Source organism: Streptomyces longisporoflavus (assembly GCF_014649775.1).
GTDB lineage: Bacteria > Actinomycetota > Actinomycetes > Streptomycetales > Streptomycetaceae > Streptomyces > Streptomyces longisporoflavus.
On sequence record NZ_BMTR01000003.1, the window covers coordinates 498,704 to 512,675 of the forward strand.

Annotated in this window: 14 protein-coding genes; 12 read left to right on the forward strand and 2 right to left on the reverse strand. The window is 70.5% G+C overall.

Annotated features, from left to right (window positions below; translation table 11 throughout):
• The first annotated feature begins 26 nt into the window (after positions 1–26).
• From rplU to obgE, 3 genes are all read left to right on the forward strand, one after another.
• Positions 27–347, forward strand: coding sequence for a 50S ribosomal protein L21 (gene rplU, locus IE226_RS08790; RefSeq protein WP_055566950.1), 321 nt, complete (start codon positions 27–29; stop codon positions 345–347).
• 14 nt (positions 348–361) lie between these two features.
• Positions 362–616 (forward strand): 50S ribosomal protein L27, encoded by a 255-nt coding sequence (rpmA, locus tag IE226_RS08795; protein ID WP_148013939.1) that lies wholly within the window; start codon positions 362–364, stop codon positions 614–616.
• Positions 617–751: 135 nt separating this feature from the next.
• Positions 752–2,191, forward strand: a complete 1,440-nt coding sequence (obgE, locus tag IE226_RS08800) for a GTPase ObgE (protein ID WP_190080459.1) — start codon at positions 752–754, stop codon at positions 2,189–2,191.
• Between the two features lie 154 nt (positions 2,192–2,345).
• On the opposite strand, the gene IE226_RS08805 is transcribed toward obgE, so the two are convergent.
• Positions 2,346–4,439 (reverse strand): CDP-glycerol glycerophosphotransferase family protein, encoded by a 2,094-nt coding sequence (locus IE226_RS08805; RefSeq protein WP_190080460.1) that lies wholly within the window; start codon positions 4,437–4,439, stop codon positions 2,346–2,348.
• A gap of 319 nt (positions 4,440–4,758) precedes the next feature.
• On the opposite strand from IE226_RS08805, the gene proB reads away from it, so the two are divergent.
• The 5 genes from proB to IE226_RS08830 all read left to right on the forward strand — a co-directional run bounded on the left by proB (position 4,759) and on the right by IE226_RS08830 (position 9,723).
• Positions 4,759–5,865, forward strand: a complete 1,107-nt coding sequence (gene proB, locus IE226_RS08810; RefSeq protein ID WP_190080568.1) for a glutamate 5-kinase — start codon at positions 4,759–4,761, stop codon at positions 5,863–5,865.
• 185 nt (positions 5,866–6,050) lie between these two features.
• A complete protein-coding gene (locus IE226_RS08815) occupies positions 6,051–6,533 on the forward strand; it encodes a DUF8830 family protein (RefSeq protein WP_190080461.1) in 483 nt (160 codons plus the stop codon).
• 74 nt (positions 6,534–6,607) lie between these two features.
• Positions 6,608–7,918: a glutamate-5-semialdehyde dehydrogenase gene (locus IE226_RS08820; RefSeq protein WP_190080462.1), complete on the forward strand. Its 1,311-nt coding sequence runs from the start codon at positions 6,608–6,610 to the stop codon at positions 7,916–7,918.
• Positions 7,919–7,985: 67 nt separating this feature from the next.
• Positions 7,986–8,564, forward strand: a complete 579-nt coding sequence (locus IE226_RS08825) for an SCO2584 family spore wall biosynthesis protein (RefSeq protein WP_190080463.1) — start codon at positions 7,986–7,988, stop codon at positions 8,562–8,564.
• A 79-nt stretch (positions 8,565–8,643) separates the two neighbouring features.
• Positions 8,644–9,723 (forward strand): SCO2583 family membrane protein, encoded by a 1,080-nt coding sequence (locus tag IE226_RS08830; protein WP_190080464.1) that lies wholly within the window; start codon positions 8,644–8,646, stop codon positions 9,721–9,723.
• 4 nt (positions 9,724–9,727) lie between these two features.
• On the opposite strand, the gene IE226_RS08835 is transcribed toward IE226_RS08830, so the two are convergent.
• Positions 9,728–10,840: a M48 family metallopeptidase gene (locus IE226_RS08835; protein WP_190080465.1), complete on the reverse strand. Its 1,113-nt coding sequence runs from the start codon at positions 10,838–10,840 to the stop codon at positions 9,728–9,730.
• A 99-nt stretch (positions 10,841–10,939) separates the two neighbouring features.
• Between IE226_RS08835 and IE226_RS08840 the strand changes: the two genes are divergently transcribed.
• The 4 genes from IE226_RS08840 to IE226_RS08855 all read left to right on the forward strand — a co-directional run bounded on the left by IE226_RS08840 (position 10,940) and on the right by IE226_RS08855 (position 13,885).
• Positions 10,940–11,224 (forward strand): hypothetical protein, encoded by a 285-nt coding sequence (locus tag IE226_RS08840; RefSeq protein WP_190080580.1) that lies wholly within the window; start codon positions 10,940–10,942, stop codon positions 11,222–11,224.
• An 84-nt stretch (positions 11,225–11,308) separates the two neighbouring features.
• Positions 11,309–11,473: a hypothetical protein gene (locus IE226_RS08845; protein WP_190080466.1), complete on the forward strand. Its 165-nt coding sequence runs from the start codon at positions 11,309–11,311 to the stop codon at positions 11,471–11,473.
• Between the two features lie 62 nt (positions 11,474–11,535).
• Positions 11,536–12,174 carry a nicotinate-nucleotide adenylyltransferase gene (nadD, locus tag IE226_RS08850; RefSeq protein ID WP_190080467.1) on the forward strand — a complete coding sequence of 213 codons (639 nt, stop codon included), beginning with the start codon at positions 11,536–11,538 and terminating at the stop codon, positions 12,172–12,174.
• 16 nt (positions 12,175–12,190) lie between these two features.
• Positions 12,191–13,885: an LCP family protein gene (locus tag IE226_RS08855; protein ID WP_190080468.1), complete on the forward strand. Its 1,695-nt coding sequence runs from the start codon at positions 12,191–12,193 to the stop codon at positions 13,883–13,885.
• The last annotated feature ends 87 nt before the right edge of the window (positions 13,886–13,972 follow it).

Here is a 13,972-nt window from a genome sequence, read left to right on the forward strand (position 1 = left end):
CCGTTCCGAGCGAGAGAGAGATCCGCGTGTACGCCATCGTGCGCAGCGGTGGTCGCCAGCACAAGGTTGCTGTCGACGACATCGTTGAGGTTGACAAGATTTCCACCGCCAAGGTTGGCGACACGGTCGAGCTCTCGACCCTGCTCGTTGTCGACGGCGACGCCGTGACGAGCGACCCGTGGGTCCTTGCCGGCATCAAGGTCCAGGCCGAGGTCGTGGACCACCACAAGGGCGCGAAGATCGACATCCTTCGCTACAAGAACAAGACCGGCTACCGCCGTCGTCAGGGTCACCGTCAGCAGTACACGGCGATCAAGATCACCGGTATCCCCACGGCTGCGAAGTAAGGGACTGAGACAAGATGGCACACAAGAAGGGCGCATCGTCCACTCGGAACGGGCGCGATTCCAATGCTCAGCGGCTCGGCGTGAAGCGCTTCGGCGGTCAGACCGTCAACGCCGGTGAGATCCTGGTCCGCCAGCGCGGCACCCACTTCCACCCCGGCGCGAGCGTCGGCCGTGGCAAGGACGACACGCTGTTCGCGCTGGCCGCCGGTGCGGTCGAGTTCGGCACGCACCGTGGCCGCAAGGTCGTGAACATCGTTCCGGTCGCCTGAACCAGGCTTCCGTAGAACAGGTTCTTCGCGAGGGCGGACCTCACTTCCCTGTCGGGAAGCGGGTCCGCCTTTCGCGTGTTACACCTAGGGGCATTTCGCCCCTTACCTTTTCGCTCGTTTCTGGAGGCACATCCCATGACCACCTTCGTGGACCGCGTCGAGCTGCATGTCGCCGCGGGTAGCGGGGGCCACGGCTGTGCCTCCGTCCACCGTGAGAAGTTCAAGCCGCTCGGCGGCCCGGACGGCGGCAACGGCGGCCGTGGCGGTGACGTGATCCTGGTCGTCGACCAGTCGGTCACGACCCTGCTCGACTACCACCACTCCCCGCACCGCAAGGCCACCAACGGCGCCCCCGGCGCCGGTGACAACCGCTCCGGCAAGGACGGCCAGGACCTGGTCCTGCCCGTACCGGACGGCACCGTCGTCCTGGACAAGCAGGGCAACGTCCTCGCGGACCTGGTGGGCCAGGGCACGACCTTCGTCGCCTCGCAGGGCGGCCGCGGCGGTCTGGGCAACGCGGCGCTCGCCTCCGCCCGCCGCAAGGCGCCCGGCTTCGCCCTCCTTGGCGAGCCGGGAGACGAGGGCGAGATCGTCCTCGAACTCAAGACGGTCGCGGACGTCGCGCTCGTGGGCTACCCGAGCGCGGGCAAGTCCTCGCTGATCTCGGTCCTGAGCGCGGCCAAGCCGAAGATCGCGGACTACCCCTTCACGACGCTCGTCCCCAACCTCGGCGTGGTGACGGCCGGGTCGACCGTCTACACCATCGCCGACGTGCCGGGCCTGATCCCGGGCGCCAGCCAGGGCAAGGGCCTCGGCCTGGAGTTCCTGCGCCACGTCGAGCGGTGCAGCGTCCTGGTGCACGTCCTGGACACGGCGACCCTGGAGTCCGACCGTGACCCCGTCTCCGACCTCGACATCATCGAGGCCGAGCTGCGCGAGTACGGCGCCGGCCTGGAGAACCGCCCGCGCGTCGTCGTCCTCAACAAGATCGACGTACCGGACGGCCAGGACCTCGCCGACCTGGTCCGCCCGGACCTGGAGGCCCGCGGCTACCGCGTCTTCGAGGTGTCGGCCGTGGCGCACAAGGGGCTCAAGGAGCTCTCCTTCGCGCTCGCCGAGGTCGTGGCCGCCGCGCGCGCCGCCAAGCCGAAGGAGGAGGCGACCCGTATCGTCATCCGGCCCAAGGCCGTGGACGACGCGGGCTTCACCGTCAAGCTCGGCGACGACGGCATCTACCGCGTGCGCGGCGAGAAGCCGGAGCGCTGGGTGCGCCAGACCGACTTCAACAACGACGAGGCCGTCGGCTACCTCGCCGACCGGCTCAACCGCCTCGGCGTCGAGGAAGAGCTGATGAAGGCGGGCGCGCGCACCGGTGACGGCGTCGCCATCGGCCCCGAGGACAACGCGGTCGTCTTCGACTGGGAGCCGACGGTCATGGCCGGCGCGGAGATGCTGGGCCGGCGCGGCGAGGACCACCGCCTCGAGGCGCCCCGGCCCGCGGCCCAGCGCCGCCGGGAGCGGGACGCGGAGCGTGACGAGGCCGAGCAGGCGTACGACGACTTCGAGCCGTTCTAGGCTTTTGCCTGGCGGGGGCGCCCTGGACGTACGGGACATAAGAGAAGGCCCCCGGAGCTTTTGCTCCGGGGGCCTTCTCTTGTTCTTGTTCGTGCGCCGTGCGGGTGCGTGGGGGCTGATCGCGCAGTTCCTCGCGCCCCTTGGGGGCGCTGCTCTACGCCGTGACCGCGTCGTCCGCGCCGTTCGGCTGTTCGGTCGGGTCGGATTCCATTTCCTCCGCCGCCTCTTCCGCCGCGCGCTGGCCGGGGATCTCCGCGTCGATGCGGGTGGCCATGCGGATGCGGCGTTCGTCGGCCTTGGCCGAGAGCGCGAGGGCCGCTTCGTTGAAGCGGACCAGGGACGGCGGGTCCGAGGGGCCGAGGAGGTGCTCCTTGAGGGCCGCGCGGGCCTCGGCGTGCGTGTCGAGCTCCGGGGAGCGGACGGCCTCCAGGAGCGCCGGGATGTCCTCGGCGGTCGGGGAGAGGATCGTCGCCGCGCTCACCGTCGGGAAGCCCGCGCGGAAGTCCGCCTCGGACAAGCCGGAGGTGTTGGCGACCGCGTACGGCTTCTCGCTCGTCAGCCAGTCGGAGACGACCGAGGAGACATCGCTGATCAGCAGGTCCGCCTGGTTGAAGCAGGAGAAGATCGCCGGGCGCGCGGTGGTGATGATCTGGTGCTCCCACTCGGGGAACGAAGCCCAGTACGCCGCCTCCCACGCGGCCAGCGCCTCGGCGACCGCCGCCTGCTGGTCACCGTCGGGCGTGCCCTGGAGCATCATCCGCTCCATCTCGTCCACGCTCTTGCGGAACTTGGTGGAGGTCAGCTGGTCCAACTCGGCGGCGCGGCGCGCCAGTTCGGCGGCGGCCTCCGGGCCGGTGCGCTCGCCGGTGCGCTTGGCGGCGGCCTCGCGGATCATCGCCTTGATGCGCTCGTTGGCGGCGCCCGCGCGCGGGTCCTGCGAGCCGGTCATCGGGTGCGGCTTGTAGATGAGCCGGACGCCGGGGTCGGCGAGCAGGTGCCGGACGATGTTCTCGCCCGCGAGGGTGACCGAGGTGTTGCCGGGGTTGCCGTCCCAGCCCTCCCAGGTGGGGGCGTACAGGACGGTCGTGAACGCGCCGGTGGGAGCGCCCGTCGAGCGCAGGATCGGGGACAGCTGGGGGCGGCCGACCTCGACCACGTCCTTGTCGTCGATACCCACGTCGGCGGCCTGGTAGCGGTCGCGCGCGGCGGGCCCGGCCACCCACACCTCGTCGTACGCCTTCGCGTACGGGTTGCAGGAGGACAGCTTGTCGCTCTCGCCGTGGTTGATGAAGGCGTGCTTGATCGTCGGGATGCGCAGGACCTGCGAGGTCTTCGCGGCGTTCGCCGGGTGCAGCATCATCTTCAGCGTCGACGTCTCCAGGGAGAACATCGTCGCGACCTTCGGGAAGCAGATGATCGGGACGTCCGTCGCGTCGATCTTCTGCACCATGAAGCGCTCACGCAGCACGATCAGCGGCTTGCCGTCGAGCTTGGAGAGCGTGGAGAGCCACATGTTCGCCTGGTACGCGGAGGTGGCGCCGCCCGAGAAGTACATGGCGACGGTCGGCTGGTACTCGGCCAGCCAGTTGTCCAGCCACTCCATGACCTTCTCGTCGTTCTTCGCGCGCTTCTTGGGGAGCAGCCAGGTGGCGAGGTAGATCGCGCCGAGGCCCATCAGGGTGATGGAGATCCCGAGGCCGATGCCGCCCCAGTACGCGTCGGTGGTGGCGGCCGTGACCAGCAGGCCCGCCGTCGCGGGGATCGAGAACGTCAGCAGGCGGTGGGCCTGGCGGCGCGAGAGGATCCGCGGCGGGGCCGCCGTCAGATGCAGTGCGGACGCGTCGATGTTGCGCGTGACGATCGGCAGCTGGCGGGAGCGGCGCACCAGTATGGCGGTGGCCTGGCAGCCGAAGTGCAGGAAGTAGAAGGCGAGCAGCGAGATCGTCAGCGGCGACTGCTCGGCCAGCGGCTCGATGCCGTCGATGCGCAGCAGGCCGACCAGGATCAGCATGTCGCGCAGGAGCTGCCTGACGGTGACATCGAAGCGGATCTTGCCAAGGAGGGAAAGGAGCCCCGGCTGCTTGTACTGCAGATAGACGTCGAGCATGAGGTTCGCCGCGGACGCGGCGACGAACACCGGTACGTACGGGACCAGCGCGCTGACCAGCTGGGCCGTGAAGAGCGCGAACATCGCGAACAGCGCTGACAGCTGCACGATGCGGCGGGGGACGAGTCCGGCAGAGGGCACGGGCTTGGGCTCCTGGCGGGGGATCGGATGGGGGGAACACGGGGGGAGAACGCTGGGAGGAGAGAGAAGACAGGGAAGTCGACCACTGACCGTATGACGTGCGGTGGCCCCGTAGCAATCTTCCGTGACGACAATCACCGGATAAAGGGGCAAAGGTACTGAACCTGCGGACCCCGTTCCCCCTCCGGGGTGGCCGCGGTCCGCCCCTCGAAATGCGTGGGCACCCCACCGGGGCACTGGCGTAGATTGGCTGGTCCGGCAGGGAATGGGATCTTCGGGATCATTGGGGAAGCACGTGGCTGGGGCAGCAAGGCAGGGCATCGCAGAGGCCCACAGGATCGTCGTCAAGGTCGGGTCCTCGTCCCTGACCACCGCGTCGGGAGGTCTGGACGCCGACCGCGTCGACGCCCTGGTCGACGTGCTGGCCAAGAGCCGCAGCGGCGGCGAGCGCGAGATCGTGCTCGTCTCCTCCGGCGCCATCGCCGCCGGACTCTCGCCGCTCGGCCTGCGCAGGCGCCCCAAGGACCTCGCGAGGCAGCAAGCGGCCGCCAGCGTCGGCCAGGGGCTCCTCGTGGCCCGCTACACCGCTTCCTTCGCGCGTTACGGCGTACGCGTCGGGCAGGTGCTCCTCACCTCCGACGACATGGCCCGCCGCGCCCACCATCGCAACGCCTCCCGCACCCTCGACCAGCTCCTGGCGATGGGCGCGCTGCCCGTCGTGAACGAGAACGACACCGTGGCGACGGACGAGATCCGCTTCGGCGACAACGACCGGCTCGCCGCCCTCGTCGCCCATCTGGTCCGCGCCGACCTCCTCGTCCTGCTCTCCGACGTGGACGGTCTCTACGACGGCGACCCGGCGAAGCCCGGCACCGCCCGGATCTCCGAGGTGACGGGCCCCGCCGACATAGCGCACGTCCAGATCGGCAGCGCGGGCAAGGCGGGCGTCGGCACCGGCGGCATGGTCACCAAGGTCGAGGCCGCGCGGATCGCGGCGTCCGCCGGGATCCCGGTCGTCCTGACCTCCGCGAGCCAGGCCGCCGACGCCCTCGCGGGCCGCGACACCGGGACGTACTTCCACCGCACGGGCCGCCGCACCGCCGACCGGCTCCTGTGGCTGCAGTACGCCTCCGAGCCGCAGGGCGCGCTCACGCTCGACGACGGGGCCGTGCGCGCCGTCGTCGAGGGGCGCAAATCGCTGCTCCCGGCCGGGATCGCGGCGGTCGAGGGCGACTTCACCGCGGGCGACCCGGTCGAACTGCGGGACACCGCGGGGCGTCCCGTGGCGCGCGGCCTGGTGAACTTCGACGCCAAGGAGTTGCCGCAGCTCCTCGGCCGCTCCACGCGGGAGCTCGCACGGGAACTCGGACCCGCGTACGAGCGTGAAGTGGTGCACCGCGACGACCTGGCCCTGCTGCACGGCTGAGTCTTCCGCTGCCGCGTGTCGGCCCCCGGCCGAAAACAGGCGCGAACGCCGTGCGACGACCGGCCCCTGCGAGGGGAAACTCCCCAAAACGGCCCCGCGGGGGCGCTTGGCCTGCTCAACTTTGTTCCAGACACTTCCGTACGACCATTGCGTATCCGCACCACCATTGCGTAGAGGAGGACGTCGTGAGACGAGTGCGCCCGGGAGCGTCGTCCCGCGCACCGGCCGAGCGGTCACTGACCAGCGTCGCCGCGGGGGCGACGTACACCGGTGAGACGCGAGCGGCGGGCGAGACGGACGAGAGCCGGGAGGACGAGACGGTGGACGCGCCCCGTCTCTGGCACGTCACCCTCAGCGTCTCGGGGACGAAGACTCCGTTGCAGGAGGTCAGGCGCGGCCTCGAACAGCTCGCCCACGACCACCCCTTTCTGCTGACCAGCAGGTACGCGCCCGACCACGCGGAGATCCGGTACTGGGAAGAGGCCCGCGACCTGCACGACGCCGCCGCGGTCGCGCTCCGGCTCTGGGGCGAGCACCGGCAGAGCGCGCAGCTCCCGCCGTGGGAGATCGTGGGGCTCGAAGTCATCGACCGCGACACCTACCACCACCGGATCGCGGAGGGTTACGGTCCGCTTCCCGCGACCCCCGTGGGCGTGCACCCTTTTTGAGCCGTCGTGAGAGCGGCGGTCTCGGCTGCTGAAACGAGGGGTGGACCACCCCCGGCCCGCATTACGCTGCGAACATGACGTCCCTCCCTCCTCTGTTCTCGGGCCTGCCGTACGACAACCTCTCGCCCGTCGCCCAGGCCGCCTACCGCGCCCGCGGCGCCGCCGCGACGCTCGCGCCGCTGCCGCGCGCCGCCAAGGACGACGCGCTCCTGGCGATCGCCGACGCCCTCGAGGTGCGCACCGCCGAGATCGTCGAGGCCAACGGCAAGGACACCGCCCGCGCCCGCGAGGCCGGCACCAGTGAGTCCATCGTGGACCGTCTGACGCTCACCCCGGAGCGGGTCCGCGCCATCGCCGCCGACGTGCGCGACGTGGCCGCCCTGCCCGACCCCGTCGGCGAGATCGTCCGCGGCTCGACCCTGCCCAACGGCATCGACCTGCGCCAGGTCCGCGTGCCGCTCGGCGTCGTCGGGATCATCTACGAGGCCCGCCCGAACGTCACCGTGGACGCCGCCGCCCTCTGCCTGAAGTCCGGCAACGCGGTGCTCCTGCGGGGCTCGTCATCGGCGTACGAATCGAACACCGCGCTCGTCCGGGTCCTGCGCGACGCCGTCCACGGAGCGGGCCTGCCGGCCGACGCCGTCCAGCTCGTGCCGGGCGAGAACCGTGACTCGGTGCGCGAGCTGATGCGCGCCCGCGGCCTGGTCGACGTCCTCATTCCGCGCGGCGGCGCCTCGCTGATCAAGACCGTCGTGGAGGAGTCCACGGTCCCGGTCATCGAGACCGGCACCGGCAACTGCCACGTGTACGTGGACGCAGACGCCGACCTCGACATGGCCGTCGACATCCTCATCAACTCCAAGGCCCAGCGCCCCAGCGTCTGCAACGCCGCCGAGACGCTCCTGGTGCACGCGGACATCGCCGACGCGTTCCTGCCGCGCGCCCTGGACGCCCTGGCCGAGGCCGGGGTCACGGTGCACGCCGACGAGCGCGTCATCGGCTACGTGGAGAGCACGGGCGGCTCGAAGGCCACCGTCGTGCCCGCGACCACGGAGGACTGGGAGACCGAGTACCTCTCGTACGACATCGCGGCGGGCATCGTCGACTCCCTGGAGCAGGCCGTCGAGCACATCCGCCTGTGGACCTCCGGGCACACCGAGGCGATCGTCACCACCTCGCAGCAGGCCGCGCGCCGCTTCACCCAGCTCGTGGACTCCACCACGGTCGCCGTGAACGCCTCCACGCGCTTCACGGACGGCAGCCAGTTCGGCTTCGGCGCCGAGATCGGCATCTCCACGCAGAAGCTGCACGCCCGGGGCCCCATGGGGCTTCCCGAGCTGACGTCGACGAAGTACATCGTCACCGGCGACGGTCACATCCGCTGAATTCCCGCCCGGGCCCAATTCCCGTACCGTCTGCCCAGATTGCCCCTTCCGGGGCTACGCTGGGAGGGTGCCGGAGGACGTGGGGGGCACGCCGTCGTTTCCCGACGGCTGGGAGCCCGACGACGACCGCGACCACGGGGGTGCGGACGAAGAGTTCGCCTCCGTGGTCTTCGACGAGGACTTCGTCAAAGCCGCCGAGGTTCATGAACCGACCGCCGTGGAGCGGCTGTTGGCCGCCGCCCAGGCGCGCGCCGAAGCCTCCGAGGCGGAGAACCGCCGGGCCCGCACCAGAGGCTCCGGCCGCGAGTCGCCGGAGGACGACCTCTACGACGAAGGCTTCGGCCCCGACGACGGCGGCGACTTCGGCCACGACCCCGACCTCGACGACGTCTACGAACGCGAGTTCACCGAGGACGGTTACGGCCGCAGGGGCGGCTACCGGGGACACAGCCGTTGGTACCGCCCCGTCGCCTGGATGCTCGCGCTCGTGATGGGCGTCGGCATGGTGGCGCTCGCCTTCACCGCGGTCTACCGCGGCGCGTCCACGGGCCGCCAGGACCCGATCCCGCCGCCCGTGTCCACGGAACCGTCCGCCTCCGCGGAGTACGACCCGCCGCCGGTGTCCGCGGCGCCGCGCGCGCCGTGACGAGTTGACGGAAGAAGTTGTCAGAACTTGTCGTGTACCAGGGCGTTTACCCGACGGCGCTGAGACCTACTCTGAAGGTATGGGCGGGCCAGGAGAACCACCTGAGGGGACACCCGAAGGGACACCCGAGGGCGCTCCCGCGGGCGGTGAGGACGAGTACCGCTCCGTCGTCTTCGACGAGTCGTTCGTCCGTGCCGCGCGGCTCCAGGAGTACTCCGCGCAGGAGCGCATGGGCGATCACACGCATCCGGTGCGGCGCCTGCCCTCGCGCCACCGCCGCCTCTCCAAACAGGCCGTGATCCTCGTCCTCCTGATCGCCGTCGCCTTCGGCACCGCGATCTACATGGGCGTACGCCATCCGTACCAGACCCCGGCCGAGACGCGCCCCGAGCCGCTGCGCATCACGGTCATCCCGCTCGCCCCGCCGGGGGCCGTGCCCGGCGCCGACAAACCGGCCGATCTGTACGCGCACAGTCAGGCCGCGCAGTTCGAGGTGGGCGCTTCGGGCATCAACCTCCCCTCGGCACGGCGCACTTCGCACTTCTCGGACGGCCAGGTGATGACCGCGCTGACCACCGCCAAGGACTATCTGGTCGAGTCCTCGCTCGACCCGGACGTCCTCACCGGCGGCGCCGTGCGCTCCGCGCGGGTCCTGCTCGACCCGCGGCAGCTCGACCAGTTCGACCGGAGCTTCGCGCACCCGGCGGCGGACGGGCGGCACGCCCCCACCGGATGGCTGGTGCGCTTCGACCCGACGAAGACGGCCCTGGCCGCGCCCGGCATCCGGGTCCACGGCACGCTGCGCGCCACCGAGACGGACAAGAACACCCTGGAGGTGACCTCGGACCACACCTTCGTCTACGCGCTGCGTCCGGCAGGCGAGGGGGAGCACGCCAAGGCCTCGCTGTTCACCGTCCGCCGCGAGCTGCAGTTCCGCTTCGACCGCGACGACCTGCGGATGCGGCAGGCCGAGCTGATCGTGTCGTACATGCAGGCGGGCCCGCTCGCCTGCTCCGCCGATGCCGCCGATCAGCTGCGGCCACTGCTCGCGGGCCAGAAGGCGAAGGCGGGCGGTCCCGCGGGCACCGACCCGTACGCGACGGGTGACGCCACGGCGCTGTGCGGCTCACTCTCGGCGTCCGCCCAGCCCTCGCTCTGAGGGGTTACTTCTCTTCGGTGGGGCCGGCGCCCTGATCGCCGCTCTGCCGGCCGTTCTGTCCGGTGAACTTCCCGCGCAGCTTGCCGCCCAGGTCGCCCGCGCCGCCCGCGATGTCGTTGACCAGCTTCATCAGCGGGTCCTTGCTGGTGCGCATGTCGTCCGCGTAGCTGGAGGCCGACTGGCGGAAGGAGTCCGACACCGAGGTGTCGCGGTCGTCGTCGCGGCGGGGGTAGTGACCGTCCATGATCCGCTGGTAGTCGCGGGTCGCGGCCCACTTCTTCAGCTCGGCGGCGCGCACGGTGGTGAAGGGGTGCGTACGCGGCATCATGTTCATGATCTTCAGGACCGAGTCGCGCAGGTCGCCCCCCGCCTCGTACTCCTCGGCCTGCTCCAGGAACGCGTCCACGTTCATCTCGTGCAGGTGATTGCCGCCCGCGATCTTCATCAGGCCGCGCATCGACGCCTTGAGGTCCTGGCCCACCAGGAGCCCGGCGCGGTCCGCCGAGAGCTCGGACTTGCGGAACCACTCGCGCAGGGCGGTCACGATCGCCATGATCGCGAGGTTGCCGAGCGGGATCCAGGCCACCTTGAGGGCGAGGTTGGTGAGGAAGAGCAATATCGTGCGGTACACCGAGTGGCCGGAGAGCGCGTGGCCCACCTCGTGGCCGACGACCGCCCGCATCTCCTCCTCGTCGAGCAGTTCGACGAGGCCGGTGGTCACCACGATGATCGGCTCGTCGAGGCCGATGCACATCGCGTTCGGATTAGGGTCCATGTTCACGTACATCGGCGGGACCTTCTCCAGGTCCAGGATGTAACAGGCGTCCCGCAGCATGGTGTTCAGGTGCGCGAACTGCGCGTCGGAGACCCGTACGGAGTCCGAGAGGAACAGAAGGCGAAGGCTCCGCTCGGGCAGCAGCCCGCTCAGCGCCTTGAAGACGGTGTCGAAGCCGCTCAGCTTGCGCAGGGCCACCAGGGCGGAACGATCCGCCGGGTGTTCGTACGCCCGCGAGGAGATGCCGGGAAAGCGCCTGCGCTGCCTGCTCGGCACGTTCTCGTGGCCGCCGTCCTGCTCGTGGCCACCGTCGTGCCGGCCGTGGTCGTTGTGGTCGGTCATGCCCCATCCCCCATGCTCGTCCAGTCATGCCCCCGAGGTGGGACCCAGCCTAGGCGGAGATACCGTGACAGGGCAGCACAGCGAATGGAGTCGCCCGTCATGGCCGTCATGGAGCACAGCGCCGCCGCCCACCACTGGGTCACGGAGGCGGCCGCCCTGGCCGCCAAGGAGCAGGGGGCGGGCAATCTGCTCCGCGTCGTGCTGATCGTCATGGTCGTCGGCTGCGTGCTGGTCGCGTGGTTCCTGCTGCGGGGCTACCGCCAGGGTGCGGACACCGGGCGTTCCGCGGACACCGCCGAGGCCGGTGAGGACCGCCCCGCCGAAGCCGGCGAGAACCGCCCCGGCGGGAGCGGCGGCGACGACCGCGCAGACCACAACGGCTGAGTCGGCGTGAGCTCTGCCGGTGCCCCCGCATACGATGGTCCGGAAGTCTTTGTCCCGCCCACCTCCGGATAGGTCCTGCCGACGATGAGCCTCCACAGCACCGCCTCCCAGCTGGTCACTCTCGCCTCCGAGGGCGGCGAGCACGGTGGCAACCACGAAAGCCTCAGTCCTCTCCTCACCGGCGGTGGCGCGTTCGTCGTGCTCATGCTGCTCCTGTGGCTGACCACGCGCTTCAACCGGGACCGCTGAGCCGGTCCACCGAACGGACGCCGGAACAGCGCCCGTCCACCGGGCCGGTAGGGTCTGCACGCATGGGAGAGCAGGACATGCCTACCGGTCCCGGTGCCGGCCCGGCCAGCAAGGGCAAACGCCGCCTCGGCGTCATGGGCGGAACGTTTGACCCGATCCACCACGGACACCTGGTGGCGGCCCAGGAGGTCGCCGCGCAGTTCCACCTCGACGAGGTGGTGTTCGTGCCGACCGGACAGCCCTGGCAGAAGAGCGACAAGACGGTGTCCCCGGCCGAGGATCGCTATCTGATGACGGTCATCGCGACGGCCGAGAACCCGCAGTTCTCGGTGAGCCGTATCGACATCGACCGCGGCGGACCGACCTACACGACGGACACGCTGCGCGATCTGCGCACGCTCAACCCCGACACGGACCTCTTCTTCATCACGGGCGCCGACGCCCTCGGCCAGATCCTCACCTGGCGCTACACCGATGAACTGTTCTCCCTCGCCCACTTCATCGGGGTCACCCGACCCGGCCATACGCTGACCGACCCGGGTCTTCCGGAGGGCGGCGTCTCCCTCGTGGAGGTCCCCGCCCTCGCCATCTCGTCCACGGACTGCCGTGCGCGCGTGGCCAAGGGGGATCCCGTCTGGTACCTGGTGCCGGACGGTGTGGTGCGTTATATCGACAAGCGCGAGCTGTACCGCGGCGATTGAGCCGAGAGGGGCACCGGTGAACGACCGACAGTACGACCCGTATGCGGGCGGCGACCCGTACGCGGGCGAGTACGCGGCTGATCAGTACCAGGTCGTCGGGTACGACGAGTACGGCCAGCCGGTGTACCAGCAGGTGCAGCAGCAGCCCCCACAGCAGGCCCAGCCGTCGGCCTCGTACGACCAGTACGGGTCCCCGGGCCAGCAGCAGTACCAGCAGCCGCAGGGTTACGGCTACGACCCTTACGCGACGGGCCGGCAGGCGCCCGTCCCGCCGTACGACTCCGGTTCGTACGGCACCTACGACCAGCCTCAGCAGGCGCCGCAGCCCCAGTCGCAGGCCGCCCAGCAGACGCAGACCGGCTGGATCCCGCAGCAGTCGCGGCAGCCGGAACCCGAGCCGCAGCCCGAGGCCGAGCCCCGGCGTGCGCCGGAGCGCGATCCCGCGTACGAGACGCAGCAGTTCTCCTTCATCGAGGAGCCGGACGAAGAGTCCGAAGACGTCATCGACTGGCTGAAGTTCACCGAGAGCCGCACCGAGCGGCGCGAGGAGGCCAAGCGGCGCGGGCGCTCCAGGGTGGTCGCCCTCGTCGTGGTGCTCGCACTCGTGATCGCCGGCGGCGTCGGCTACCTCTGGTACGCGGGCAAGCTGCCGGGCCTGTCGGACGACGCGTCCGGCGACGGCGCAGCGGCGGCCGGACCGCAGAACCGCGACGTGATCGTCGTCCACCTGCACGACACCAAGGGGGGCGACACCTCCACCGCGCTCCTGGTGAACAACACCACGGCCAAGCGCGGCACCACCGTCCTGCTGCCCAACTCCCTCTCCGTGACGGACGACGAGGGCGCGGGAACGACACTGGGCAAGTCGGTCGACGACGACGGTTCGACCGGTACCCGCGATTCGATCGACAGCCTGCTCGGCACGCAGATCGAGGGCACCTGGCGGCTCGACACCCCGTACCTGAACAACCTCGTCGAGCTGGTCGGCAACATCGACATCGACACGGACGCCGACGTGCCGGACCCCAAGGCCAAGAAGAAGGGCCAGGCACCGCTCGTGAAGAAGGGCGAGCAGCAGACCCTGAGCGGCCCGATGGCGGTCGCGTACGCCACCTACCGCGCGTCCGGCGAGCCCGAGACGGCGCAGCTGGACCGGTTCGGGCAGGTCATGCAGGGTGTCCTGCGCAAGCTGTCGTCCGACCCGCAGGCCGCGACGACCACCGTCCAGTCCCTCGCCCAGATCCTGGACCCCTCGCTCAAGGAACAGGACCTCGGCGCGTTCCTCGCCAAGCTCGCCGATCGCGCGAAGGGCGGCGACTACGCCACGCAGCTGCTCCCGGTGCAGCAGGACGGAACGCTCTCGGAGAAGACCGGGGCGAGCGTCGTCAAGAGCGTCCTGGGCGGCGCGGTCAAGAACCCGGAGAAGGGCGCGGCCGTACGGGTCGGCGTCAAGAACGCCTCCGGGACCAAGGGCGCCGGGCAGGAGGCGCGGATCTCGCTGGTCAACGGCGGCTACACCTTCGTCGACAGCGGCGCGGGCTCGTCGGCACAGGCGACGTCGCAGGTCACGTACGCCGACGCGGCCAAGAAGACGCAGGCCGTCGAGGTCGCGAGGACCCTCGACCTGCCGGACAGCGCGGTCCGCAAGGGCACGACCGCGCCGAACGCGGACGTGTCGGTCGTCCTCGGCCGGGACTACAAGACGGGATGACCGCACCCGCCCCGGCCGGGGCTCTTCCCGGCCGGGGTGACGCAGCAGACAGGGCGATCGGACGCTCGTCGGGGGTGGTGTCGGCGG

Coding starts and splice junctions, on each gene's coding strand:
- rpmA (WP_148013939.1), top strand. CDS start 362: ATGGCACACAAGAAGGGCGCATCGTCCACTCGGAACGGGCGCGATTCC.
- obgE (WP_190080459.1), top strand. CDS start 752: ATGACCACCTTCGTGGACCGCGTCGAGCTGCATGTCGCCGCGGGTAGC.
- IE226_RS08820 (WP_190080462.1), top strand. CDS start 6,608: ATGACGTCCCTCCCTCCTCTGTTCTCGGGCCTGCCGTACGACAACCTC.
- IE226_RS08830 (WP_190080464.1), top strand. CDS start 8,644: ATGGGCGGGCCAGGAGAACCACCTGAGGGGACACCCGAAGGGACACCC.
- IE226_RS08835 (WP_190080465.1), bottom strand. CDS start 10,840: ATGACCGACCACAACGACCACGGCCGGCACGACGGTGGCCACGAGCAG.
- IE226_RS08840 (WP_190080580.1), top strand. CDS start 10,940: ATGGCCGTCATGGAGCACAGCGCCGCCGCCCACCACTGGGTCACGGAG.
- IE226_RS08845 (WP_190080466.1), top strand. CDS start 11,309: ATGAGCCTCCACAGCACCGCCTCCCAGCTGGTCACTCTCGCCTCCGAG.
- nadD (WP_190080467.1), top strand. CDS start 11,536: ATGGGAGAGCAGGACATGCCTACCGGTCCCGGTGCCGGCCCGGCCAGC.